Annotated in this window: 23 protein-coding genes and 1 tRNA gene; 5 read left to right on the top strand and 19 right to left on the bottom strand. The window is 66.0% G+C overall.

All coding sequences use genetic code 11. The features are described 5' to 3' along the window. Positions 1-29: 29 nt before the first annotated feature. From ACZ5BT_RS03475 to dprA, 7 genes are all read right to left on the bottom strand, one after another. Positions 30-1715, bottom strand: a complete 1686-nt coding sequence (locus ACZ5BT_RS03475) for an AMP-binding protein (RefSeq protein ID WP_464885235.1) — start codon at positions 1713-1715, stop codon at positions 30-32. Between the two features lie 75 nt (positions 1716-1790). Beyond that, on the bottom strand, positions 1791-2039 hold the full coding sequence (locus ACZ5BT_RS03470; protein ID WP_464885234.1) for a hypothetical protein: 249 nt from the start codon (positions 2037-2039) through the stop codon (positions 1791-1793). A gap of 27 nt (positions 2040-2066) precedes the next feature. Further along, positions 2067-3077, bottom strand: coding sequence for a tRNA dihydrouridine(20/20a) synthase DusA (gene dusA, locus ACZ5BT_RS03465; RefSeq protein WP_464885233.1), 1011 nt, complete (start codon positions 3075-3077; stop codon positions 2067-2069). Beyond that, positions 3074-4075: a 4-hydroxy-3-methylbut-2-enyl diphosphate reductase gene (ispH, locus tag ACZ5BT_RS03460; protein ID WP_464885232.1), complete on the bottom strand. Its 1002-nt coding sequence runs from the start codon at positions 4073-4075 to the stop codon at positions 3074-3076. The genes dusA and ispH overlap by 4 nt, the downstream gene beginning before the upstream one ends. Positions 4076-4126: 51 nt before the next feature. Then, positions 4127-4843, bottom strand: coding sequence for a hypothetical protein (locus ACZ5BT_RS03455; RefSeq protein ID WP_464885231.1), 717 nt, complete (start codon positions 4841-4843; stop codon positions 4127-4129). After that, positions 4818-5567: a hypothetical protein gene (locus ACZ5BT_RS03450; RefSeq protein WP_464885230.1), complete on the bottom strand. Its 750-nt coding sequence runs from the start codon at positions 5565-5567 to the stop codon at positions 4818-4820. The genes ACZ5BT_RS03455 and ACZ5BT_RS03450 overlap by 26 nt, the downstream gene beginning before the upstream one ends. 10 nt (positions 5568-5577) lie before the next feature. Further along, positions 5578-6594 (bottom strand): DNA-processing protein DprA, encoded by a 1017-nt coding sequence (gene dprA, locus ACZ5BT_RS03445; protein WP_464885229.1) that lies wholly within the window; start codon positions 6592-6594, stop codon positions 5578-5580. A 35-nt stretch (positions 6595-6629) separates the two neighbouring features. Between dprA and era the strand changes: the two genes are divergently transcribed. Both era and ACZ5BT_RS03435 read left to right on the top strand, forming a co-directional pair. Then, positions 6630-7529, top strand: a complete 900-nt coding sequence (gene era / locus ACZ5BT_RS03440; RefSeq protein WP_464885228.1) for a GTPase Era — start codon at positions 6630-6632, stop codon at positions 7527-7529. A 27-nt stretch (positions 7530-7556) separates the two neighbouring features. Beyond that, complete coding sequence (locus ACZ5BT_RS03435) at positions 7557-8447, top strand: acyltransferase (protein ID WP_464885227.1); 891 nt, start codon at positions 7557-7559, stop codon at positions 8445-8447. Here ACZ5BT_RS03435 and ACZ5BT_RS03430 read toward each other — a convergent pair. Both ACZ5BT_RS03430 and purB read right to left on the bottom strand, forming a co-directional pair. Next, positions 8444-9175 (bottom strand): HAD family hydrolase, encoded by a 732-nt coding sequence (locus ACZ5BT_RS03430; RefSeq protein ID WP_464885226.1) that lies wholly within the window; start codon positions 9173-9175, stop codon positions 8444-8446. The genes ACZ5BT_RS03435 and ACZ5BT_RS03430 overlap by 4 nt on opposite strands. 32 nt (positions 9176-9207) lie before the next feature. After that, positions 9208-10518: an adenylosuccinate lyase gene (gene purB, locus ACZ5BT_RS03425; RefSeq protein WP_464885225.1), complete on the bottom strand. Its 1311-nt coding sequence runs from the start codon at positions 10516-10518 to the stop codon at positions 9208-9210. A gap of 28 nt (positions 10519-10546) precedes the next feature. On the opposite strand from purB, the gene ACZ5BT_RS03420 reads away from it, so the two are divergent. Then, a complete protein-coding gene (locus ACZ5BT_RS03420; protein ID WP_464885224.1) occupies positions 10547-11236 on the top strand; it encodes a Crp/Fnr family transcriptional regulator in 690 nt (229 codons plus the stop codon). Positions 11237-11288: 52 nt separating this feature from the next. On the opposite strand, the gene ACZ5BT_RS03415 is transcribed toward ACZ5BT_RS03420, so the two are convergent. From ACZ5BT_RS03415 to ACZ5BT_RS03395, 5 genes are all read right to left on the bottom strand, one after another. After that, on the bottom strand, positions 11289-12917 hold the full coding sequence (locus ACZ5BT_RS03415) for a cytochrome D1 domain-containing protein (protein ID WP_464885223.1): 1629 nt from the start codon (positions 12915-12917) through the stop codon (positions 11289-11291). A gap of 72 nt (positions 12918-12989) precedes the next feature. Further along, entirely contained in the window at positions 12990-13745 is a 756-nt protein-coding gene (locus ACZ5BT_RS03410; RefSeq protein ID WP_464885222.1) for a c-type cytochrome, read from the bottom strand. Between the two features lie 3 nt (positions 13746-13748). Continuing rightward, on the bottom strand, positions 13749-14078 hold the full coding sequence (locus ACZ5BT_RS03405; RefSeq protein ID WP_464885221.1) for a hypothetical protein: 330 nt from the start codon (positions 14076-14078) through the stop codon (positions 13749-13751). Then, positions 14068-15501, bottom strand: a complete 1434-nt coding sequence (locus tag ACZ5BT_RS03400; protein WP_464885220.1) for a cbb3-type cytochrome c oxidase subunit I — start codon at positions 15499-15501, stop codon at positions 14068-14070. Before ACZ5BT_RS03400 ends, ACZ5BT_RS03405 begins: the two co-directional genes overlap by 11 nt. A 10-nt stretch (positions 15502-15511) precedes the next feature. Beyond that, positions 15512-16186 carry a c-type cytochrome gene (locus tag ACZ5BT_RS03395; protein ID WP_464885219.1) on the bottom strand — a complete coding sequence of 225 codons (675 nt, stop codon included), beginning with the start codon at positions 16184-16186 and terminating at the stop codon, positions 15512-15514. Between the two features lie 100 nt (positions 16187-16286). Between ACZ5BT_RS03395 and dnaE the strand changes: the two genes are divergently transcribed. Beyond that, a complete protein-coding gene (gene dnaE, locus ACZ5BT_RS03390) occupies positions 16287-21296 on the top strand; it encodes a DNA polymerase III subunit alpha (protein ID WP_464885218.1) in 5010 nt (1669 codons plus the stop codon). A 6-nt stretch (positions 21297-21302) separates the two neighbouring features. On the opposite strand, the gene ACZ5BT_RS03385 is transcribed toward dnaE, so the two are convergent. After that, complete coding sequence (locus ACZ5BT_RS03385; RefSeq protein WP_464885217.1) at positions 21303-21578, bottom strand: hypothetical protein; 276 nt, start codon at positions 21576-21578, stop codon at positions 21303-21305. Beyond that, positions 21559-21837, bottom strand: a complete 279-nt coding sequence (locus tag ACZ5BT_RS03380) for an FtsB family cell division protein (RefSeq protein WP_464885216.1) — start codon at positions 21835-21837, stop codon at positions 21559-21561. The genes ACZ5BT_RS03385 and ACZ5BT_RS03380 overlap by 20 nt, the downstream gene beginning before the upstream one ends. 63 nt (positions 21838-21900) lie before the next feature. Between ACZ5BT_RS03380 and ACZ5BT_RS03375 the strand changes: the two genes are divergently transcribed. Then, positions 21901-22395, top strand: a complete 495-nt coding sequence (locus ACZ5BT_RS03375; protein ID WP_464885215.1) for a Fur family transcriptional regulator — start codon at positions 21901-21903, stop codon at positions 22393-22395. Here the strand turns inward: ACZ5BT_RS03375 and ACZ5BT_RS03370 are convergent. From ACZ5BT_RS03370 to ACZ5BT_RS03360, 3 genes are all read right to left on the bottom strand, one after another. Further along, positions 22319-24517, bottom strand: coding sequence for a transglycosylase domain-containing protein (locus ACZ5BT_RS03370; RefSeq protein ID WP_464885214.1), 2199 nt, complete (start codon positions 24515-24517; stop codon positions 22319-22321). The two genes, ACZ5BT_RS03375 and ACZ5BT_RS03370, sit on opposite strands and share 77 nt — an antisense overlap. Before the next feature lie 3 nt (positions 24518-24520). Then, on the bottom strand, positions 24521-24901 hold the full coding sequence (locus tag ACZ5BT_RS03365; protein WP_464885213.1) for a response regulator: 381 nt from the start codon (positions 24899-24901) through the stop codon (positions 24521-24523). A 43-nt stretch (positions 24902-24944) separates the two neighbouring features. Then, a tRNA-Gln gene (locus ACZ5BT_RS03360) sits at positions 24945-25018 on the bottom strand. Positions 25019-25094 lie beyond the last annotated feature (76 nt).

Here is a 25094-nt window from a genome sequence, read left to right as displayed (position 1 = left end):
AATCCGCATGCTGCCGGAGGGGTGCCGATTCAGGCCTTCTTGAGTTCGGGGAAGTCCTCCTCGAAGAATTCGAGCGGGGCCTTTTCCCGCTTTTCCTTTTCCCGGATCCGCAGCTGCACCCGGCGGATCTTCCCCGAGATGGTCTTGGGGAGCTCGGCGAACTCCAGGCGGCGGATGCGCTTGTAGGGCGCCACCCGCTGGCGGACGTAGGCGAAGATGGAACGCGCCACCTCACGGCTGGGTTCAAACCCAGGGGCCAGCACCACGTAGGCCTTGGGCACGCTCAGCCGGATGGGGTCGGGCGATGGGACCACCGCCGCCTCGGCCACCGCTTCGTGCTCGATGAGGACGCTCTCGAGCTCGAAGGGGCTGATGCGGTAGTCGGAGCTCTTAAACACGTCGTCGGCCCGGCCGATGTACCAGAAATAGCCGTCCTCGTCGCGCCGGGCCACGTCGCCTGTGCGGTAGTAGCCGCCCGACATCACCGCCTGGGTGCGCTCGGGGTCGTCGAGGTAGCCGCGCATGAGCCCGGCCGGTCGGGCCTCGAGCTTGATCGCGATCTCGCCCTCATCGGCTTCCCGGCCGTCGGGATCGAGGAGGACCACCTGGTAGCCGGGGAGCGGCCGTCCCATGGAGCCGGGTTTGATGGGTTGGCCGGGAGTGTTCCCCACTTGGGCCGTGGTCTCGGTCTGGCCGTAGCCGTCGCGGATGGTGAGCCCCCAGGCCTCCTCGACCGCGGCGATGACCTCGGGGTTTAAGGGCTCGCCGGCGCTCACCAGCTCGCGAAGCTGGGTCTTGTAGGCCTTGAGGTCTTCCAGTACGAACATGCGCCACACCGTGGGCGGGGCGCAGAGGGTATTGACCCCGTGTTTTTCGATCGCCCTCAGGACCGAGGCGGCGTCAAAGCGCTGGTAGCGGTAGATGAAGACCGTGGCCTCGGCGTTCCAGGGGGCGAAGAAGTTGCTCCAGGCGTGCTTGGCCCAGCCCGGGGAGCTGATGTTGAGGTGCACGTCGCCGGGCCTGAGCCCGAGCCAGTACATCGTCGAGAGGTGGCCCACCGGGTAGCTGGTGTGGGTGTGGGCCACCAGCTTGGGTTTGGAGGTGGTGCCGGAAGTGAAGTAGAGCAGCAAGAGGTCGTCGGCGCGGGTTTCGCCCTCGGGGGTGAAGTCGGCCTCGGCCCCGAAGGCTTCGTCGAACGCGGTCCAGCCCGGGTGGGCGCCGCCGACCGAGATCTTGACCGCTCCTTCGGCCAAACCGGAAAAGCGCTCGGTGAGCGCGTGTTCGGTGACCACCGCCTTGACCTTCCCCCGTTCCAGGCGGTCCTTGAGGTCGTCGCCGGTGAGCAGGGTCGTGGCCGGGATCACCACCGCGCCGAGCTTCATCGCCGCCAGCATGGTTTCCCAGAGCTCGGGAACGTTGCCCAGCATGAGCAGGATCCGGTCGCCCCGCCCGATCCCCCGGGCGCGGAGGAAGTTCGCCACCTGGTTCGATCGCGCCTTGAGTTCGGAAAAACTGCGTTTTTCTTCCCGGCCGTCCTCGTCAACGATCCAAAGGGCGGTGCGGTCGTTGCCCTCGGCGATGCGGTCGAAGTAATCGAGGGCCCAGTTAAAGGTCTCAAATTGGGGCCAGGCAAATCCTTCCCTGGCCGCTCGGTAATCTTCCCGTTTTTCGATCAAAAAGTCCCTTGCCTCTACGAACGCACTGAAACGATCCATCGTCACCTCCTCAGCTCGGTTTGGCAACACGAGCCTACGCCTTCGGGCTTTGGGACATTTGCCCCAGGTTCGATGTTATTCGGCGCTTTGCAGGAGGGCGGTGACGTATGCGTAGACCACGATGTAGAAGAGGAAGAGGGCACCCGTGCCGGCGAGGAGCAGGCCGCGATCGCGTTCCTCGCTGAGAGCGATCCGTTCGGCTTCATCGCGGCAGCGCCGGAGTTTCCTCTGGCATTCTCCAATAATGCGGAGCCCGCTGGCAAAAAGCCACAGCGACAGTCCCAAGAGCCCGGCGCCGAGAGCGGCGAAGAGCACCCGGAGCATGGTTTTGATCATAGGACATTTGTCCCGTTAGCGTTGTGCCGTATGGGGCATTGGGGGTTCGAGGCGGATCTCGGGGGGGATGGCCTTGAGGGCTGCGAGGAGCCCCTCGGGCGTGGTGACGGTTTCGGTCAGGGCCCGCCGCCAGCGACGGGCGCCAGGGACGCCGCGAAAGAGGGGGATGAGGTGGCGCAGGACGGCCGCCGCGGGGGCGCCGTCGGCGAGGGCGTTTTCCAGGTAGGCGGCCATGGCCTCGACCACCCCCTGCCGGGTGGGTCTTCGGGGAAGGCCGAAGATTTGGGCGTCGACGGCGGCGAAACGCCAGGGGTCCTCGGTGGCGGCGCGCCCCACCATGACCCCGTCCACGGCCTCGAGGTGCCAAGCGACCGCCTCGAGGTCCTGGATGCCCCCGTTGGTCAGAATGGTGAGCTCGGGATGCTCGCGCTTGAGGCGGTGGACCAAGTCGTGGCGGAGCGGCGGGACCTCGCGGTTTTTCCGGGTATCGAGCGAGAGCAGCGCCTTGCGGGCGTGGACGATGAAGGTGGTCACCACCCCATCACCGGCCACCGTTTCCACAAAGCGGGCCAGCGGCGCGTACCCCTCGTCGGTATCGAGGCCCAGCCGGTGTTTCACCGAGATCCGGACCCCGGTCTCTTCATAGACGGCCCGGGCGATTTCCGCCACCCGTTCCGGCGTTCGCATCAAGACCGCGCCGATCCCGGCGTTCTGACTTTTCTCCGAGGGGCAACCGACGTTGAGGTTGACTTCGTCAAAGGTGTAGGCCAGTGCTTTCTTGACCGCCCTGGCGGCGCGCGCGGGGTCGGATGAGGCGATCTGCAGCGCCAGCGGGTGTTCCCCGTCGCGGTGGCCGAGCAGTGTTTCGGCGTCGCCGTGGAGGATGGCGAGGTCGAAGACCATCTCGGTGTAGAGCAACGCCCCGGCGCTGATCTGGCGGAAGAAATAGCGAAAATGCCGATCGGTTCGCTCCAGCATCGGCGCCACGGCGAAGGCGTGGCTGGGGATCTTCGGGTGCTTTTTCATCGGGTTTGCAGGATTTCCTCGGGCCGGGTGGGGGTGGGTTCCCGGAAGGCGATCTGCTCCCACTCGCCCTCCTCGATGACCTCGAGGTCCGGCCAGCGCTCGCGCAGCCAGGCGATCGTCCCCTGGACCAGGTCCTCGGGGGTGCTGGCCGCGGAGGTGATGCCCACGCGCCTGACCCCTTCGAACCAGGCCTCGCGAAGATCGGTTGGTGCGTCGATTCGCACGGCCCGGGTGAGGCTGGAGGCGAGCTCATAAAGGCGCAGGCCGTTGGAGGAGTGGCGGCTTGAGAGCACGAGGAAGAGATCGACCATGGGGGCGATGCGCTTGACCTCGTCCTGGCGGTTCTTGGTGGCGTAACAGAGGTCGGACCGGGGCGGGGTGACGAGCTTTGGAAAGCGCTTTTTGAGGATGGCGATGGTTTTATCCGTGTCGTCGACGCTGAGGGTGGTCTGGGTGAGTACCACGACCTTTTCCGGATCGGGAACTTCGACGGTGTGGGGGTCGGCGAGGCGGGGATCCTTGCCCACCTGGGTGTGCACCGCCACCAGGATGGTGTGCTCGGGGGCCTCGCCGAGGGTCCCCCTGACCTCCTGGTGGTCGGCCGAGTCACCGATCAAGAGAATGGTGTAGCCCATCCGGGCGTAGCGGCGCGCCTCGGTGTGGACCTTGGTCACCAGGGGGCAGGTGGCGTCGATCTGCACCAGGCCCATCCTGGCGGCCTTTTCCCGGACGGCGGGGGGAATGCCGTGGGCGGAAAAAACGATGGTGCCGGCGAGCCGGTGCCGCTTTTTTAGAGCCTCGATCTCATCGAGGTCCTCGACGAAGTGGACGCGGTGCGTCTTTTCCAGCCGCTCGACCACCGTTTCGTTGTGGACGATCTGGTGGTAGATGACGAGGTCACCGTCGAAAGTCTTCGCGGCCTTTTCGACCGCCCGGATCGCCATGACCACTCCGGCGCAAAAGCCCCGGGGCTTTGCCAGGTAGACGCGCTCGACCACGGGCAGAGCATACCAGCTCGGGGCGGGGGGAGAATGTGCCGGTGGCGGGGATCAGGGCGGGGGTTCGATCGTGAGCTCGTGTCGAATCGCCGCCAGCGCCCAGCCGCTGCCGAGCCCGCCGCTGATGGCACCGCTGGCGATTGCGGAGAGCGACTCGTAGCCGAGCCGGTCGGCCAGAATGCCGACCGCGACGCCGAGCACGATGGCGGCGAAGAGCCGGAGCCCCGCCCTCGCCCACCCCGAGCTCTGGACCCGGACCGAACTCGGGAGGGCGATGCTGGTGTTGGCCCGGTTCATGAGGGCTCTGAGCACCTCCGGATCTTCCCGCCAGTCGGCGAGCCCGGCTTCCGGAAGAGCCTGGCGAAGGGCTTCCCACACCCTTTCCCAGCCCCCAAGGCGGAACGAGAGCCACCAGCGTTCGTCGCCGAAATCGAGCTCGAGGCCCAGCTCGCGGTAGCTGGGGAAAAGGCGCGGGGCGCGCCAGCGAAGCCGGAGGCTTTGGATCTCGCCGAGGGGGCGGCGGCGCTCGCCGAGGAACACCCGCCCGTCCTCGAGGCCATAGGGCCGGGCCCAGCGGAAGGCCTCGAGCCAGCCGAGCAGCGCCGCTGTGAAAAAGAGCGTGCCCAGGATGCCCCAGATCCGGTCGCCGTCGGTCTCGGCGCTCACGAGCAGCCAGAGGCTGCCCCCCAAAAAGGCGAGGAAGAGGAGGACGATCAGAACATCGGTTGGTTTCCAGGCCCGGTTATCGCTGCGGATGGCGGTCGGCATGGTCAGGCTCCTTGAGTCGGGCGAGGCTTTGGAAGTCGTAAACGAGGCGGCTTAGGGTGAGGACGAGGATGAGCACCCCGACGCCGGCCCAGTCGGGGAGGTTTCGCATGGGGAGGATTGCGCGCGTGACGGCGAAGTAAACTGCCGCGCCGGTGCCGAGTCCGATGAGGAGGCCCCGGAGCGGTCTTTGGGGCCGTTCGATGATTTCGGGGGGCGTGCGGACGCCGAGTCGCATCCCCCAGGCCAGGGCCCGGCGGAGGGTGCGGTGGCGCCGCCAGTCGCCGAGGCCGAGGTCGGGGCGGGCCCGGTCGAGGCCGTCCCAGACCGTCTCCCAGTTGCGCAGACTGAACGGCATCCACCAGCGCGTATCGCCAAAGTCGAGCAGGAGTCCCAGGAAGGGACCTATTTGGAATGAGAAGTAGACGGTTTTGAGCTCTGCGCGTTTGATCTCGGCGAGGGGGCGGCAGTCGCCGTCCCGGCAGAGCCGGGTTTCGGTGAGGCGGTAGGTGCGCTCTTGGCTCAGCAGGCGGGCGGTTCCGATCAGGAAGTCGGCGATGAGGATGGCCGCGAGACCGATGATGAGGGCGAGATCCCAGGCCCCGCGCAGGAGCGTGATCCCCAGGCCCAGAGCGATGGCCAGGATGGCGCCGAGGGTCGTCCTTCGGTGCAGGCGAATCCTTTGCCGTCGCTTTTCGGGCTCGGCTCTGGCGATGTCCCGCGACATCGGGATCATTCTAGAGCGCCTGGTAGCGCCCGCCGGGTGCGGATGCCACCATGTCGAGCAGTTCGAGCTGGGTGAGCAGGCCGAGCACCTTATCCGGGGGGAACCCGGTGGCGGCGGCGAGGTCGTCGGGGAGCGCGCCTCCGCGTTCTTTGAGTGCGGCGTAGATCCGGGCGAGGTCGCCCTCGAGGGCCACCTCTTTCTTTTGACGCCGGAGCGCGAGCGCGTCGAGCAGGTCTTCGGGGGAGAGCAGGGGCGGGGCTCCGTCCTTAATCAGCAGGTTGGCACCGCGCGAGGCTATGTCGGTCGGGCGTCCGGGCACCGCGAACACCTCGCGCCCGAGCTCGAGGGCGTGACGGGCGGTGATGAGGGCGCCCGAGCGTTCGGGGGCCTCGACCACCACCACCGCGCGGGCCAGGGCGGCGATGAGGCGGTTGCGGCGGGGGAAGTACTCGGGCCTTGGACCCTCGCCGGGCGGGAACTCGCTCACCAGCACGCTCTTTTCGGCCAGGGGGCGGTGTTCGGGCGGGTAGATGCGGTCGATCGCGCTCCCGAGCACCGCCACCGAGCGGCCGCCGGCTTCGATCGCCCCCTCGTGGGCGGCCCGGTCGATGCCCCGCGCCAGGCCCGAGACCACCGCCGCCCCGGCGTCGACCAGCGCCCGGGCCAGCTGCCGGGCAAAGGCCCTGGCCCAGGGGCTGGCCCGGCGGGTCCCGACCAGGGCCACCGCGGTTTCCCAGGCGGGGAGCGTTCCTTTGAGGAAGACGGGCGCCGGCGGGTCCTCGAGGTGCAAAAGACCCTCGGGGTAGCCCCCGTCCCAGGGGCCGAGGACCCGAAGGCCGAGCTTTTGGCTTTGCCGGCAAAGGGCCTCGGCCCGGCCGCTTTCGAGGACGTCCCGGTAGCGATCGGCGACCGCTTCCCCGAGAATTCGGGCGACGGCCTCGAGGGTGGGGGCGTCGGCGGCCTCCATCACCCGCTTCAGGCGCCTGGGGCCGACGCCGGGGGTCAGGGCCAGGGCGAGCCACGACATCGCTTGCACTTTAGCGAAGGTCCTATACTGTCGGTGTGAGCGATGACAAGACCTACTCGGGGTTCGTGGCCATCGTAGGCAAGCCGAACGTGGGCAAGTCGACGCTGCTCAATAACCTGCTCGGGGTGAAGGTGGCGCCCATTACCCCCCGCCCCCAGACCACCCGCAAGCAGGTGCGCGGTATCCTCACCGAGGGCAACCGCCAGGCGGTCTTCGTCGACACGCCCGGGTTGCACCGCCCCGAGGACGCGCTCGGCGACTACATCAACGATCAGGTCTACGAGGCCCTTTCCGACGTCAACCTCATCCTCTGGCTGGTGGACCTCCGGCACCCGCCCACCGATGAGGACCGCATGGTGGCCGAGGCGTTGCGTCCGCTCCTCGGCAAGGTTCCCATCTACCTGATTGGGAACAAAAAGGACGCGGCCAAGTATCCCGAGGCGGCGATCGAGGCCTACCACGAGCTTTTGCCCGGGATCGAGGCGGTCCGGAGTATCAGCGCCATGGACGCGCGCGATGTCGCCGAACTCAAGGCCGAGGTGCTGGCCCAGCTCCCCGAAGGGCCCTTTTATTACCCGGAAGACTTCGTCCGTTCCGACCAGCCGTTTGAGGTGTGGATCGCCGAGGTGATCCGCGAAGAGGCCATGAAGCGCCTCTACGAGGAGGTGCCTTACGCCATCGCGGTCAAGGTCGACGAGGTGGCCGAGCGCGAAAACGGCGTGCTCTACATCCACGCCGTGATTTACACCGAACGCGAGGCCCACCGCCCGATCCTGATCGGCAAGCGGGGGCGCAAACTCAAGGAGATCGGCCAGGCGGCCCGCAAGCAGCTCGAGATCTTCCTGAACCGGAAGGTTTTCCTGGAGCTCGAGGTCAAGGTCTACAAGAACTGGCGGAAGGACCGGGAGGCACTTCGGGAGCTCGGCTACGAATAAACCCCGGTTTTCCTATAGGCTTAGACCATGCCTTGGCTCGTACCACGCCCAGTGGACCTCGCAGCGGAGAAGACCCTCGACCGCTTCCTCGGCGGTTTGTCGGAGCGGCTTTCCGACCCGGGGGTGGACCGCAACGAGTTGGTGCGGGGGGTGCTCGCCGAGCTCGTCTACGGTCGCCCCTATGAAGATCTCGCGGAATCGGCTCCGCTGGCCGCGCTCGCCCTCGATCCGCGAAACATCACCTTCGAGGCAGAGTACTATGCGGTAACCGATCGGAAAAAGTTCGCCCAGGTCAAGCCTTTGCTCTGGCTTTGGAAAGCGGCCGATCAGACGCCCCTCGGGCAGAGCATTCACGCCGGCGTCCGGTTGCGGGCGACGCTCGCGCCCTTCATTTTCAAACGGGTGGGGAAAAACCCGAAGTTCTTCCAGAACGTCGAGTTCAGCGTGGGCTATAACCTCGAGCTCGGGGATAACGTGGTGGTGCACCGGCACGTCCTGCTCGACGACATCGGGGGGATTACGCTGGGCGATGGCGTCTCGATCGCCGACTACGCCAACATCTACAGCCACACCCACCACGTCCTGGAGCAGGCCGACGTCACCCTGCGCCACACCATCCTGGGGAATGGGGTGCGCATCACCTACCACGCGACGGTGCTGGCCGGGGTCCGGATCGGCGACGACGCCATGGTGGCCACCATGGCGGTGGTGACCCGGGACGTTCCACCACACGCCATCGTCATGGGGGTGCCGGCGCGAATCACCCGGGTGAAGCTGCGGCCGGAGTGCCCCTACTGCCAAAAGGGAGCCCCGCACCCCGCCGAGCTGGTGCCGCGGCTGCCCGACCGCAAGGGGAATCCCGATTTTCCCGAACACCTGCCCCCGGGTTTTGGGGTCAAAGCGCCTGAAGGGCGCTAAGGAAGTCTTGGTAGAAGATCGAGGAGCGCCGTGTGGTCCTGGTGGCGGGCGGTTGGCTTGGCGCTGCCCGGCTTGATCTGGTTTTTGTTGCCGTAGAGCACGGCGTAGTGGTAACCGGCGGCGAAGGCCCCCTCGATGTCGGACCTGGGGATATCGCCGGTGTGGAGCGCGTCTTCCGGGGGGACGCCGAGGGCCTCGAGGGCTGTGGTGAAGGCCTCGCGGTGGGGTTTGACCTGGCCGGTTTCGTCGGAGAAGCTGTAGGCCGCAAAGTGCCGGTCAAACCCCATGCGGGCGAGGAGTTCGCGGAGCACCCGGCCGGGGGTTAATCCGGTGTCGGACACGATCGCGAGGGGGTAGCGCCCGGCGAGCTCGGGGATCGCCTCCAGGGTTCCCGGCAGTGGCTGGAGGTCGCCCTCGAGGGCGGCGTCCTCGAGCCGACGGGCGGTGATCGCCACCAGCCCCTGGTCGAAAGGGATGCCGAGCAGCTTGAAGATGTAGCCGACGCGCTCGAAGTTGGGCATGGCCTCGCCGGCTTCCCACGCGGTGCGGAAGGCCTGCGCCGCGGCGCGGTAGGCCTCCCGCACCGCGCTCTCATCGGCGGGCACGCCGGCCTCGGAGGCCGCGTCGAGCAGGATCTCGTAGCGTTTCGGGAGGACGACTTCGAGAAAACGCGGGCCTTCGGTGAAAAGGGTTCCCCAAAAGTCAAAGGTCAGTGCACGGACCGCCATGGCGCCTCCTTTCGCTTTGCCTTGTCCCTAGCCTACAACAGACCGAGGCGCCGGTAGATCTCGTCGGTGTGGCGGAGGTAGAAGGCCGGGTCGAAGAGCTGAGAGAGCTCGGCCTCGCTTAGGGGGATCCCCGCTTCGCGCAGCGTTTCCAGAAACGGCCGTTCCTCCTGCCACGAGCGCATGGCGGCGCCTTGGACCAACCGGTAGGCCTCGTCGCGCGCCATTCCCTTTTCCACCAGCGTCGAGAGCACCCTTTGGCTAAAGGGCAGGCCGTGGGTGCGCTCGAGGTTTTTGCGCACGTTGGCTTCGTGCACCACCAACCGTTTGAGGATCGAAGTGAGGCGGGTGACGAGGTAGTGGGCGAGCGTCGTCGAGTCGGGGAGGATCACCCGTTCGACCGAGGAGTGGCTGATGTCGCGTTCGTGCCAGAGGGCGACGTTTTCAAGCGCCGCCAGCAGGTTGCTGCGCAGGAGCCGGGCAAGCCCGCTCACGTTTTCCAGGCCCACCGGATTCTTCTTGTGCGGCATGGCCGATGAGCCCTTTTGCCCCGGGGCGAACCCTTCCTCGACCTCGAGGACCTCGGTGCGGGCCAGGTGGCGGAGCTCCACCGCGGCCCGCTCGAGGTTCGCGCCTAGGGTGGCCAGGGCGGAAAAGACCTCGGCGTGGCGGTCGCGCGGCGTGACCTGGGTGGTGACCGGATCCACGGCCAGCCCGAGCTTTTCCGCGACGTAGGCTTCGATCTGGGGCGGGATCATGGCGTAGCTGCCGACCGCCCCCGAGAGCTTGACCACCGCGATGGCATCTTGCGCCCGCTGGAGCCGGGCCCGGTCGCGGTCAAAGGCGGCGTAGAGCCCGGCGAACTTGAGGCCAAAGCTGGTGGGCTCGGCGTGGACGCCGTGGGTGCGCCCGATGGTGGGCAGGTCTTTATAGCGCAGCGCCAGGGCCTTGAGCGCCTCAAGGAGCTCCTCGAGCGCCTCGAGTACGAGCGCCAGCGCGTCCCGGCTGCGCCAGTTCTGGGCGGTGTCGACCACGTCGGAGCTGGTGAGGCCGTAGTGGAGGTAGCGCCGGACCGCCTCCGAACGGCTCCACTCGCCGAGCACGTCGACGAAGGCGGCGACGTCGTGGCGGGTCAGGCGTTCGCACTCGCTCACCCGGGCGACGAACTCGGCGTTGAGCGGGCGCTTTCTGAGGGCCGCCTCGATCGCGGCGGCAGTGCCTGCCGCGACCTTTCCCAGCCGTTCCCAGGCCAAAAGGGCGAGCCGTTCCACTTCCGCCCAGCGCCGAAACTTCTCGAGCTCGGACCACAGCTCGGCCATTTCCGGGGTTTGGTAACGCGGGATCATCGGGGGTAGCATACATTGGGACGGTTGCGTGGAGGCCAGGCAGACGCTTGCCCAGGTTGAGTTCTTCACCGCGCTCGCGCCCGAGGCGCTTTCCCGCCTCGAACAGGCGAGCAGCCAGCGGCGCTTGCGCCGGGGCGATCTGCTCTTTTTGGAAGGCGATCCGGTCACCCACCTCTTTGTGGTGGAGAGGGGGTGGGTCAAGGTGTTCAAGTCGCACCCCGAGGGCCGGCGGCAGCTGGTGTTGCACCTCGAGGGCCCGGGGTCGCCGCTGGCTGAGGTGGCGGTGTTCCTCGAGCAGGCGCGCTACCCGGCCTCGGCCGAGGCGGTGGCGCCGGCCGAGGTCATCGCGCTGCCGAAGGACGTTTTTTTGGCGCTCATGGACGACACGCCCGCCCTTGCCCGCGCCGTGATCCGCTACCTGGCTCGCCGGCAGCGGCGGCTCATCGGACTTCTCACCCAGGTCGCCTTCCAGGACGTATTCGAGCGGCTGGTTGGCTACCTGCTCAAACGGCTCGAGCGCGAGGGTCAGGGGTTCGTTCTTCCCACCAACACCGAGCTTGCGGCCATGCTGGGCACGGTGCCTGAGCTCGTGAGCCGCAAGCTCTGGCAGCTCTACCGCGAGGGCATGATCCGCCTCGACGACCGCCGCGTCTACATTCCCAGCCCCGGCTACCTGAAGGTGAAGTTCAAGCTCCCTGCGCAAAGCGAGGATGCGTAAAAACCCCCGGCAGCGCCGGGGGTGCCCTTGGTCGGATGTCGGTGAACGGTTTTTAGTAGATGTCGTTGGCGGTGTTGTAGACGTTGAACTTCCCGGTGGGGGTGATGACCCACTCGCCTTCGATGCGTGCTTTTTCCTTCAGCGTCTTGGCGTCGTAGATGACGATGAAGGTGGGGGTGTTGACGTTGCCCCAGGCCGAGACCCAGAACTCGGTCCCGTCCTTGTTGAACTCGATGTGGACCATGCGCGCCTTTTTCTCAAGTGCTCCGGGGACCTGCCAGCACACGGGGTCCTTTTCGAGGTCGTTCTTGTCCCAGGCGCAGAGGGTGGCGTTGGCCTTAGGGGTGGGCGCGACCGGGAAGTCGACGATGAGCCAGGGGCTCTTGGGGTGGGTCTTGATGAAGAGGTTGCCCGGATAGGGGGTCGTGATCATCTTGACCACCTTCCAGGCGTACTCGGGGTGATCCTTGGGGTCGGTGCCGATCACCGCGATCTTGTTGTCCTTAATGTGCCCGGTGGCCCAGACCGGACCGTATTTGGGGTGGACCCAGGTCGCGCCCCGGCCGGGGTGGGGCTTTTTGCCCACCGGAATGCTGGCCACGAACTCGCGGGTCTTGGCGTCGATGACCACGATCTTGTTCTCGGTGTTGGCCGCCACCAGGAAGTAGCGCTTGCTCATATCCCAGCCGCCGTCGTGGAGGTAGCGCTCGGTGTCGATGTTGACGATGCTGACCGGGCGACCCTTCTTCTCGATCTTGTCGTAGTCGACGAGCCAGGTTTCCCCGCCTTCCTTGATGTTCACGATCCACTCGGGGCTGAAGTGCGAGCTGACGATCGAGGCCACCCGGTTTTCTCGCAAGAACTCGCCCTGGCTCTTGACGTAGCCCTGGGTCGAGATCATCTTGAGCGGCTCCATCGTCTGCCCGTCGACGATCAGGAAAGCGCTTGGCCAGTAGCACCCGATGATGGCGTACTTGCCTTCGTAGCCGGGGTATTTGGAGGTGTCGATCGAACGGGCGTCGAGGCAGGCGCGCACCTCGGCCACGATGGTGGGCTCTTCCATCCACAGGTCGATGATCTTGGCCCAGCCGTCGCGGCCAATGGTGTAGAAGTAGCGGCCGTCCTTCGACGAACGCAGGATGTGGGTGGCGTAGCCGGTGGGCAGGATCTTCACCAGCTCCTTGGTGTCGCCGTCGACGATGGCAACCTTCCCCACGTCGCGGAGGATGACCCCGAAGTAGTTCTGCCAGTTCCGCTTGGTTTCCGGCTTGGTGGGCCGCATCTTGACCGGGACCAGCACCCGCCAGGTGGCCTTGGCTTCCTGGAAGGTCCAGGGCGGCGGCTCGGGAACCGGGTTGAGCAGGAACTTGGCCATGAGATCGATCTCGTCGTCGGACAGGATGCCAAGCTTGCCCCAGGCCGGCATGCCCCCGTAGCCGTTGGTGATGATGGTTTTCAGAAAGTCAACCCCCTTGCCTTGCTTGAGCAAGGTCTCCGGCTCGAGGTTTTTCCCGGTCGCCCCTTTACGCAAAACGCCGTGGCATCCCGCGCATTGCTGGAAGTAGATCTCCTTGGCCTTGTTCGCCTCGTCTGGCGTCAGCTTGGGCACCTGGATATCGCCCTGGGCCAGGGCCCAGCTGCCCAGAAGGAGGACGAACAACCACTTAAACCACCGCATCATCTCACCACCGTTCCTTTCCGCCCGCCCGGATGATCCATGCCTCCCCGTGCCGAGACGCGGGGCCCAGGGCCCCTACTGGCCGCGCAGGGCCCGAACCGCGCCCGCGTCTACGGAACCGAATCCATTGCCCCAGGCGGTGCGGATATAGCTGGCGATGGCCGCCACCTGGGGGTCGTCGAGCTGGCTCCCGAAGGCCGGCATGCCGGTTCCGGGAATGCCGTCGAGGATTGTCTTGATCACGAAGGTCTCATCGGCCAGCTTGGGGTTTTGCGCCAGGGCGGGGAAGACGCCGGCAATGCCCTGGCCGTCGTTTTGGTGGCAGCTGGCGCAGCGCTGCTGGTAGAGCGCCTGGCCGTCGGCCGGCCCCGTCGCTTGCGCTGGTTGGCTCTTGGCGGCGGGGGACAGGGTGGAGACAACCCCGCCCGCGGCTAGAATCCCGGCGCTTGAGCCGTTGTCGCCGGCCCGGGAGAGCCACCAGGCGACGCCCACCACCAGCAAAAACAGCAGCGCCGGAAGCACCATGTGCTTGAAGGCGCTGGGCCGGATGAGCGCTTCCTTTTCCACTGGGTCGACGAGCTCGACCTCGAGGGGACTCTTCACCGCCGCCCGGGCCACGTGGCCCACGTAGACGGGGCCCTTTTGCTCGACGTCGAAGACGTACTCGTGGCGCTCGCTCGAGCCGTCTTCGAAGTAGACCACGGCGGAGAGTACGTGCTGCCCCTCACCCAGCACCTGGGGGTCGAGCCGCAGCGTGAATGGCGGCGCGTCGATGACCGCCAGGGCCGTCTCGCTGCCATCGAGGAAAACTTCTACCCGAGTGACCTCCATGGATTACCTCCCGAAATCGTGCACGTATTCATCGAGCTCGCTGTGGAAGCGGGTGACCACCCACCACATGGCCTGGGGAATGAAGAGGTAGACGAGGGCGGAAAAGGCGATGAGCTTGACCCAGAAGGGATCGAGGTACCCGGCCCGGATCATCCCCGCCGCGCTCAAAAGCTCGCCCAGGGCGAAGAGGTAGGAGAAGGTGGTCCAGCCGGGACGGCCAAAGAGCTTGCCCAGGGCGTAGAACATGGCGTAGAGCCCGGCCGAGAGGACGAAGAAGATGCCGTAGATCATGATGTCCCGGACCATGAGCGCGACCTCGTGGTTACTGAGCACGGCGCACCTCCTTGCCGAGCGCCCGACCGGCGTAGATGGTGAGGAGGTCGTAGACCAGGATGAGGTAGGCGGCGAAGATCATGAGGCCGAAGAGGAAGCGCCAGACCAGGGTGTTGGTGTACCAGGGGTGGGTGTAGCTGGCGATGAACGCGGCCCATGTGCTGCCGAGTTCGGCCCGCTCGACCATGGTTTGCACGAACCCGGAGATGGTGAACGAGCCGGCGAGGCCGAAAATGCCGAGGATAAAGAGGGCATACGCCCAGCCCCAGCTCCGGGTGTCGAGGGGGATCCGCACCACCTTGGCTGCGTTCTGGAAGGCGATGTAGACCAGGGTGAGCACGGTACCGACGTAGGCCCCGAAGAAGGCCAGGTGCCCGTGGGCGGCGGCGAGCTGGGTGCCGTGGGAGTAGAGGTTGATCTGGGGCAGCGTTTGCATGAAGCCCCACACGCCGGCGCCGATGAAGTTGCCGAAGGCCTGCAAGATGGCCCAGAAGAATGCGGGACGGTTCACCGCGTGGAGGCGGTGGGCGCCGGCGTCGTAGACGGCGTGGACCACCATGGCCACCAAGGGCAGGGGCTCGAGCGCCGAGAAGAAGCCGCCGAGACCGATCCAGTACTCAGGCGTGCCGATCCAGAAGTAGTGGTGGCCGAGCCCCAGGATCCCGGTGCCGAAGACCAGGGCCACCTCGAGGTAGAGCCAGGTTTCGACCAGCTTGCGCGGCGTGCCGAGCAGATACATCAGGCTCCAGGCCATCAGCACGCCGACCAAAACCTCCCAGGTGGCCTCGACCCACAGGTGCACCACCCACCACCAGAGGTACTGGTCCATGGTGACGTTGACGGTGTAGTGGGCCCCGGCGGTGTAGAGGGCGCCGAGCGCCACCAGGTCGAAGATGAGCACGCCCAAAAGGCCGGTGATGCGGCGGCTGGCCAGGGTGGTGGCCACGACGTTATAGAGAAAGACCGCCACCCAGGCGATGATGGCGAGGTCCGCCCAGCGCGGGGCCTCGATATATTCCCGGCCCTCGTTGATGAACCACAGGGTGGCGGCGGTGCCGGGACCGGTTTGCACGAAGAGATAGACCAGAACCACCACGCCAACGCCGGCCACGATGATCCACCAGATCCACTTGGCGAGGCGGATGCCGACCACTTCGCGGCCGGTCTCGATGGGGAGGAACCAGTAGACCCCGCCCATCAGCCCCACCAAGAGCCAAACGATCATGGCGTTGACGTGGACGGTGCGGTTGGTCATGAACGAGAGCTTGCCGAAGAGGAAGTTGGGGTCGATGTATTGGTAGGCGGCGAGGAGCCCAAAGAGCAGCTGGGCCCCGAAGAGGATGAGGGCCACCGCAAAATAAGCCAGGGCCAGTTTTTGCGATTCGTAGAGTCCTTCGCCCTTTTTCATTGCAATCGAAGCCATGTCTCCCTCCTTACTGCTCGGCCTTCACCACGCCAAAGCGTGGCGGGAAGCCGTTGGTATCGATGGCGGACATCCACTTGAGGAAGGCCACCAGCGCCCGGGCCTCGTCCTCGTTGATGTGCAGGTTCGGCATGCGACGCTTGCCCTGGGGGTAGGCGGGGGGATTTTGCAGCCATTTGGCGATCGCTTCTTCCCGGGTCTTCACGCCGAGCATCGGCATGAGACGCTCAGCCCACCAGGGGTCCTGGTAGGCCCGGGTGAGGTCCGGCGCGTAGTAGGCCCCGTTGCCCAAAATGGTGTGGCACTCCATGCAGTTGCGCCCCTGGAGCGTCATCTTGCCCCGGTTGATCAGCTTGTAGGCCGCTTCGTTGCTCAGTTCCTGGCCAAAAAAACCGGTTTTCTCGCCGATCACCGGGACCTGGCGGCGTTTTTCGGGGTCCCACTTGAGGCCGATCTCGTAGTTGATCACGTCCCAGGCGGGCACCCGCCCGGCTCCGGGTCGGATCTTGCCCTGGGTGTCGAAGGTGAGCCACAAGAGGATGCCGGTCATCACCACGCTGCTGACCACGGCGGCGTTGCGCCAGAAGGTTGGTGACAACCAGCCGTAGCCGCGGCTCAGGACCAGGGTGACGACGGCGGAGATGAAGACAGCCGCGACGGCGATCTGAATCCAGCTATAGCCCATACCGACCTCCTTTCATTAAGGCTTTCTTAAAAGATGGCCGGGGGGGCGGGCCATGACCGCGGTCATGGGACATTTGGCATGAGAAAGATTAGAGTGAGGAATGCCCCCGGGGTGGCCGGGTCCCGGCGGCGGGTATCCTGGAGGGGTGAAGTTCGCGCACCTGCACCAGCACACCCAGTACTCGTTGCTGGATGGGGCGGCCAAGCTCAAAGACCTGCTGGCGTGGGTCAAAAAGGTCAGCCCAGAAAACCCGGCCTTGGCCATCACCGACCACGGGAACCTTTTCGGGGCCGTGGATTTCTACCGGCTGGCCCACCGCATGGGCGTCAAGCCGATCATCGGTTACGAGGCCTACGTGGCGGCCGAGAGCCGGTTCGATCGGAAGCGTCGCAAGGGCCTCGACGGCGGCTACTACCACCTGACCCTGATCGCCAAGAACTTCAAGGGGTATCAGAACCTGGTCAAGCTCGCGAGCCGGGCGTACCTCGAGGGCTTCTACGAAAAGCCCCGCATCGACCGCGAACTCCTCGCCGAGCATTCCGAGGGCTTGATCGTGCTTTCGGGCTGCCTGGGCAGCGAGATCAACCAGTTCATCCTGGCCGGCCGGGAGGACCTGGCCGAGGCGCGGCTCAACGAGTACCTTTCGATCTTCAAGGACGATTTCTTCATCGAAATTCAAAACCACGGCCTTAAGGAGCAGCAAAGGACCAACGCCGTGCTCAAGGAATTTGCCAGGAAGTACGGCATCGGGATGGTCGCCACCAACGACGGGCACTACGTGAGCCGCAAGGACGCCGAGGCCCACGAGGTGCTGCTCGCCATCCAATCGAAGTCCACCTGGGACGACGAGAACCGCTGGAAGTTCCCCTGCGACGAGTTTTACGTCAAAGACCCCGAGGAAATGCGCCAGGCGCTTCCCCCCGAGGAGTGGGGCGAGGAGATCTTCGACAACTCGGTCTGGATCGCCGAGATCGCGAGCGTCGAGCTGCCCCTCGACGACAAAAAGCGCTATCAGATTCCCCGCTACCCGCTGCCGGAGGGTCGCGACGAGGCCCAGTACTTGCGGGAACTCACCTTTTTGGGGCTGCTTGAGCGCTACCCCGATCGGATCACCGAGGATTTTTACCGTGAGATGCTGCGGGTCGCGGGCGCGCCCGTGCCCCACGGCGACGGGGCGGTGCTGGCCGAGGCCCTGGCGTTGCTCGACGGCGAGGCGAAAGAGAAGCTTTTGGCCGAGCTCCCGGATCCCAAGGAGGTGCGCGAGTGGGATGCCCCGGCGATCCTGGCCCGTGCCCTCTACGAGCTCGAGGTCATCGAGCGGATGGGCTTCCCGGGCTATTTCCTCATCGTTCAGGACTACATCAACTGGGCCAAACGCCAAAAGATCAGCGTGGGGCCGGGCCGGGGCAGCGCCGCCGGCAGCCTGGTGGCCTACGCCACGCGGATCACCAACATCGACCCCCTCGCCTTCAACCTCCTCTTCGAGCGCTTTTTGAACCCGGCGCGGGTCAGCATGCCCGACATCGACACCGACTTCTCCGACGTGCGCCGGGACGAGGTGATCGAGTACGTTCGCAAGCGCTACGGCGAGGATCGGGTCGCCCAGATCGCCACCTTCGGGACCATGGCCTCCAAGGCGGCGATCAAGGACGTGGCCCGGGTCTTCGGCATCCCCCACAAACGGGCGGAGGAGATCGCCAAGCTGGTGCCGGTCAAGTTCGGCCGCCCCATCCCCCTGCAGGAGGCGATCGAGACCGTTCCCGAACTCCGGGCGATGATGGATTCGGACCCCGAGGTCCGGAGGGTGCTCGAGGTCGCCATGCGCCTGGAAGGGCTCAACCGCCACGCCTCGGTGCACGCCGCCGGGGTGGTGATCGGGGCCGAACCCCTCACCGAGCTGGTTCCCCTGATGAAGGAAACCGGCGGCGGTGACAAGATCATCACCCAGTACGACATGAACGCGGTCGAGGCGCTGGGGCTTTTGAAGATGGACTTCCTCGGCCTCCGGACGCTCTCCTTTTTGGAAGAGGCGGCCCGCATCGTCAGGGAATCCCGTGGAATCGAGCTCGACTACGACCGGATCCCGCTCGACGACGCGGCGACCTTCGAGCTCTTGGCCCGGGGCGAGACCAAGGGGGTGTTCCAGCTCGAGGGCTCGGGAATGACCGCCACCGTCAAGGCCTTCCGGCCCGAGCGGGTCCACGACCTCATCGCCATCCTCTCGCTCTACCGTCCGGGCCCGATGGACAACATCCCCACCTACATCCGCCGCAAGCAGGGCAAGGAGCCGGTTTCCTACGCCGAGTTCCCCCACGCCGAGAAGCACCTGGCCCCGATCCTGGAAGAGACCTACGGCATCCCGGTCTACCAGGAGCAGATCATGCAGATCGCCTCGGCGGTTGCCGGGTATTCGCTCGGCGAGGCCGACCTGCTCCGCCGGGCCATGGGCAAGAAGAAGGTCGAGGAGATGAAGCGCCACCGGGAGCGCTTCATCAAGGGGGCCGCCGAGCGGGGCATTCCCGAGGAGGAAGCGAGCCGGCTCTTCGACATGCTCGAGGCCTTCGCCAACTATGGCTTCAACAAGTGCCTGCCCGCCACGGCGCGGGTGGTCGATGTTCGGAGCGGTCGCCGGGTGACGATCGGCGAGATCGTGCGCGGCGAGGCGGGTGAGGTCTGGGTTCCTTCGCTGGACGAGAAGACCCTCAAGATCGTTCCCCGCCCGGTGGTGGCCGCGTTCCCGAGTGGGCGGCGTCCGGTGTTCCGGATCGTCACCGAAACCGGACGGACGCTCAGAGCCACCGCCAACCACCCCTTTTACACCCCGGAAGGGTGGCGCGATCTCGGGGCGATCCGGCCCGGGGATTACGTCGCCTTACCTCGGCGCGTGCCTTACCAGTCGCAAAATCGCATGCCATCGCATGAGCTCGCCCTTCTCGCCTACGCCATCGCCGAGGGCAACCTCGAGCACCCCTCGGGGTTTTACCTCTACAGCAAAGACCCCGAGCTGGTTCAGGCGTTCGTGGATGCCCTCGAGGCCTTCCCCAACACCCGGGCGGTGATCGACGAGAGCAAGCCGGCGACCTCCGTTTACGCCGCCCGCGAGAACCGGAGCGGGGTTTGCGGAGCGGTGGACTTCCTCAAACGGGCGGGGATTTTGGGCAAGGGAGCCGCGGAAAAGTTCGTGCCCGAGGATGTTTTCACGCTGTCACCGGAACAGATCGCCTTCTTTTTGGGAAGGCTTTGGAGCGGCGACGGGGGGATTCAACCCGAGACCCGGCTCATCCACTACGCCACCGCTTCCCGTCGCTTGGCCGAGGATGTGCAGCACCTCCTGCTCAGGCTCGGTTTGCAAACCCGGATCCACGAAAAGAGCTTTGCTTACCGGGGGGAAAGGCGAAAAGGCTACGCTGTACACCTGCTTGGCGGCTGGGAGGCCGTTGAGGCCTTTGCCGAGAAGATCGGTCCGCACCTCCAGGGCAAACGACGCCGCGATTTAGGCCGGCTGTTGGCTGAGGGTGCGCCACAAGGCGCGCGGAGCACCAAGGATATTCTCCCCAACGCGCTTTTGCCGCTCGTCCTGGCCGAGATCAAGGCTGCGGCCCGGGCGCGGGGGAAGGGGTACCATGCTTACCTGGCCGAGCACGGGATTTCGAGCGGGCTCTTCCGCCCCAACGCCACCAAACGGGACCTCGCCAGGAAGATGGTGGCCCATCTCGCCGGTTTAACCCAAAGCTTCCTGCTGGCGCGCCTTGCCGAGAGCGATCTCTACTGGGATCGGGTGGTGGCGGTGATTCCGGATGGCGAGGAAGCGGTCTACGATCTGACCGTCGAGGGCACGCACACCTTCGTCGCTGAAGACATGGTCGTGCACAACTCCCACGCCGCCGCTTACGCGATGATCGCCTACCAGACGGCCTACGTGAAGGCCCACTACCCGGTGGAGTTCATGGCCGCCCTCCTCACCGTTGAACGCAAGAACTCCGACAAGGTGGCCGAGTACATCCGCGACGCCCGGGCCATGGGGATTCCCGTGCTCCCGCCCGACATCAACAAGTCGGGCTTTGACTTCCGGGTGGTGGGTGAGGAGATCCTTTTCGGGCTCTCGGCGGTCAAGAACGTGGGCGAGGGGGCGGTCGAGGCCATTCTCGCCGAGCGCGAGCGGCGGGGGCCGTTTAAGTCGCTCGCCGACTTCTTGAAGCGGGTGGATCTGCACACCGTAAACCGCCGGGCGGTCGAGTCGCTGATCAAAGCCGGCGCCTTCGACGCCTTTGGCGAGCGCGGGGCGATGCTCGCCGGGCTCGATGCCCTGCTCAAATGGGCGGCCACCGAGCAGGAAAAAGCCGGCATGGGGCTCACCGGGCTCTTCGACGAGGCCGCCGAGCCCGCCTTGCCCAAGGCGCCCCGGCTCGGCGAGGTCGAGCGGCTGAAGATGGAAAAGGAGGCGCTCGGCATCTACGTCACCGGGCATCCGCTCGCCCATTACGCGGGCCTGGTCGAGGCGGCGAGCGCCCGGATCGCCGATCTTCCCCGCTGGTACCGGGGGCAAAACGGCGGGCGTCGACGGGTGCGGGCCATTTTGACCGGGATGGTGGAGAACGTGGTGCGCAAGCCCACGAAGAACGGGGGCATGATGGCCCGGTTCAACCTGGCCGACGAGAGCGGGGCCATCGAGGTGGTCGTCTTCGGCCGCGGCTACGATCGGGTTTCGCCCCGGCTCAAGGAGGATACCCCGGTGGCGGTGGTCGCCAGCGTCGAGCCCGATGCCGAAGGGGAGAGCCTGCGGGTAATCGCCGAGGATCTCTTTTTGTGGGACGAGTTCGAGGGCCTGCCCAAGCGGCTTGAGCTCAGGCTGGACCTTGCCGACCTCGATGAAAAGCGCACCCTCGAGCTGCGCAGCCTCCTGGATGAACACCCGGGCCCCCACGGCGTCCAAATTCGCCTTTTCGGGCCGTCGGGCTGGGCGCTCTTTGAGGCCAGCGAGGTCCGGGTGGGGGAGGACGCGCTCGAGGCGGTCCTGGCCCTGGGGATCAAGGCCAGCTTCGTCCCCGACCGCGAGGCGCTCTTGGCCGGACACGACCGCGGTGGGGGTTCGGAGGCGATTCCGTTTTGAGGTGGGTCAGGCCTCGAGCGGGGCGGGGGCCTCGAGCGAGACCGCGGTGTCCTGCCAGGCGAGCTCGACCAGCTCGATGAGTTCGTGGACCGGAAGGTTGTGATTCTTGGCCAGCCTGGCCACCTGCTTACCCAGGGCGCGGACGTAGTGCCCCCCTCGCTCGGTTTCGTCTTCCTCCAAAAGGCTGATCAGCCAGGTCAGGAGCTCCTGGGCGTCGGACTCTGAAAGCCCCTGGGTCAGCGCTTCATCTTCCAAAAGTTCTTCAATGAGATTTTCTAACATAGAGCACCTCGTCTTTTTTGACCAGTCCCAGCCGGCGGGCCAGGGCCTCGAGTTCACCGGGGTCGTTCGCGTGGGCGAGCTCGGCGCGCAGGTCACGCACCTTGGCCCAGAGGGCCTCATTTTCCTGTTCGAGCCGCGCGACTTCCCGGGAGATTTGGTAATAGCGGTAGGTTTCGAAGAAGAAGAGCCCCGCGACCTCGAAAAGGCCGAGGGCGAAGAGCAGGTAGAGCAACCGGTGGCTCGGGCGGGCCCTCTCCACGCCATACACTATAATGTGGAATAGCTCGGTAAGTTGGATATACCGAACTGTTGGGGGGTGGCTATGCCCAAGGTTCAGGCTTCCGTCCGGCGCGACCATCGCGGACGCTTGCGCGGCGCCGGCCTGCGTCACACGGTGCCTCGGGAACGGATTCTGGCGTTCCTCGATCGCAAGAACGTCCATCCGACCCCGGAGGAGCTCTACCGCGGCCTCAGGAAGAAGGGGTACGACATCGGTCTTTCGACCGTCTACCTCAACCTCCAGGTTCTGAAGCGGGCGGGCTTGGTGTGGGACTTTAAGGACCCGCTGGGGATGACCCGCTACGACGGTTACACGCGCCCGCACCATCACCTGGTCTGCCTGGAGTGCGGCCGGGTTGAGGATATCTTGACCGACAAGCTTCCAGAACTGGCCTCCGAGGCGCTGGCACAGCGGCTGCCGGCGCCAGAAGGCTGGCGCGTGGTCGGAGCCCGGGTTCTCTTTACCGGCTACTGCCCTCGCTGTTCGTCGGGCAAGCAAGGCGCTTCAAAGCCTCGGGTGAAAACGCCCGCCAGGTGATCCGGTCAAAACCGGTGGACGCGGTGGCGGGGCACCCGGTGGAGGTGTCAATGGGAACCCACACGAAAGTTCCCATGGGCACCGTTGTCCCGCTGGGGGCGCGACCGGCGCGGAAGTACACCGCCACTCCACCCGCTCTGGGCGCGCCGTCGAGGAGGTCGATACGCCGCTGCACCAGGCCCTCCGGCGGCGGGAAGTCGCCGGAGGGCCGGCCGCGGAGCGCTTCCTCGACGAAGTCGCGCCAGATCGGGGGGTTGATCACCGAGCTCGAGGGCTCCTTGCCCCGCCAGCGGAGAGGTTCATTGTCGTCCCGGCCGATCCAGACCACGGCCACCAGCCCCTTGGTGGCGCCGGCGAACCAGAGGTCCCGGGCCTCGTTCGAGGTGCCGGTCTTGCCCCCGACCACCCGACCCGGGATTTGAGCCCGCCAGGCGAGGCTCGCCTTGCCAAAGGGATCGGGGTCGTAGACGTAGCCCTTCAGCATGTCCCAGCCCAGATAGGCGATGGTCTCGGAGAAGACCCGGTTCGCGTGGGGACGGGCCTGGTAGAGCACCCTGCCCTGCTCGTCTTCGACCCGGAGGATGAGAATGGGCTCGGGCATTCGTCCCTGGTTGATGAAGTTGGCATAGGCGGCGGCCATCTGCAGGGGGCTCGCACCCACCGCACCGATGGCGATCGCCAGGCTGGGATGTTTGGGAACCTCAAAGCCCAGGGCGCCGAGTTTGGCGGCGAGGCGGGGAATGCCGATCTTCGCGCCGGTGAGGACCGCGGGCACGTTCAGCGAGCGGTCGAGGGCGTAACGGATGGTAACCGGCCGGTTCAGGAAGGTGCCGGAGAAGTTCTTCGGCTTCCACACCCCTTCCGGCTGGGTGGGGTCGGGGAACTCGACCTCCTTGTCCCAAACCGGGCTGGCCTGGGACCACCCGGCCTCGAGGGCGGTGGCGTAGACGAAGGGCTTGACCGCGGAGCCCGGGCTCCGCCGGATCTGGGTGGCCCGGTTGAACTCGCCCGGGGTCCCGGGCAGGGCGCCGAGCATCGCCAGGACCTCCCCGGTCTTGGGGTCCATCCCGACCAGGGCCAGCTGGGCGCCGTCGGGGAGCATCTTGTCGCGCACCGCCTTCGTGGCCGCGGCCTCGGCGGCCGCCTGCATGCCCAGGTCGAGCGTGGTGTAGACCCGGAGCCCGCCCTGACCGAAGACGCGGCCCGCCCCGAAGCGCTCGAGCAGGCGTTTGCGGACCTCGAGCACGAAGCGGGTGGCCACCTGGGCGCTCAGGTCGGGAAGGACCTGGGCGCTGGGGTCTTTGAGCTCGGCGCGAACCAGCGCGCCGTCCTTGCTGTATTCGGTGACCCAGCCACGCGGGGTGATGGGTTCGGAGAGGGCCGCTTTGGCTTCACCGGGGGTGATCCAGCCCGCCTCGGCCATCTCCCGGATCAGGCGCCGGCTTCGGGCCAGGGTGCCTTTCAGATCCCGGTAGCGCGCGTTGGGGGCGGGGATGAGCGAGGCCAGATAGGCGCCTTCGGCGAGCGTGAGCTCGGCAGGATCCTTGCCGAAGTACGCTTCGCTGGCGGCGGCGATGCCGGTGAGGTTGCCGCCCCAGAAGGCGACGTTGAGGTACATCTCGAGGATCTCGCGCTTGGTATAACGCCGCTCAAGCTCGGTGGCCAAAAGAAATTCCTTGAATTTGCGTTCCAGCGTCCGCTGGGAGGCGAGCTGTTTGAGCAGGGTGTTCTTGATCACCTGGGTGGTGATGGTGCTGCCTCCTTGGAGGTCACCCTGGAGCGTCTTGTAAAGGGCGCCGAAGAAACGGACCCAGTCGATGCCGTGGTGGCGGAAAAAACGCCGGTCCTCGCTGGCGACGATGGCGGCAATGGCGGCGGGGGAAACCTGCGAGAGGCTCACCAGCTGCCGGCCCACGGTGCGCCCGTCTTCGACCGAGGCCAACGTGGCGATGGGGGTGCCGTCGCGGGCGTAGAGGGTGGTGGTCGAAGTGAGCCGGAGCGACTCGAAGGCCTCGAGGCTCGGCAGGTTCCGGCTCCAGTTCCAAACAACGGTGGCCACCCCAACGCCGAGACCCAAGAAGAGCGCCAGGAAACCAAAGGCGAGCAAACGGAGCCAACGCATGGGTTAGGAGTGCTGGGTGCGCATCTCGATGGTACGACGCGCGAAGCGGCGGAACTCGCCGCCGGTCAGGGGCTTGACCAAAATCTCGTCGATTCGGGCCATTTGTGCGGCGATCTTGGTCCTGCTGTCGCTGGAGCTGGCCAGATAGACCAGGGGAACGTCCTTGAGTCGCTTGACCCGCTTGACCCGCCAGGCGAGATCCAGCGGCGGCAGGCTGTCCCCCACCTCGTCGTCGAGGACGATGAGGTCAGGCGTGTGTTCCCGCAGGTAGGCCAGAGCCTCCTTTGCGTTGGCGAAGCTCTTTGGCTGGAACCCCTCGGCTTCAAGGGTCACCTCGATATAGGTGCGGAGCGTTGGGTTGGCGCTGACCACCAGGGCTTCCATCTACCCTTACTTTAACCCGAGGGCGCACGATCTACAAAAAAAATGGCTGGGGCGCGTGGACTCGAACCACGACCGGCGGATCCAAAGTCCGCTGTCCTGCCATTAGACGACGCCCCAAAGCCTCCACCATATTAGGAAGGGCGCCTGGGACTGTCAATTGGCCTGGATGGCTGCCGCCATTCGTGAGAGAATG

The sequence above is a fragment of the Vulcanithermus mediatlanticus genome, assembly GCF_055385885.1.
This window is presented reverse-complemented; position numbering and strand designations above follow the sequence as displayed.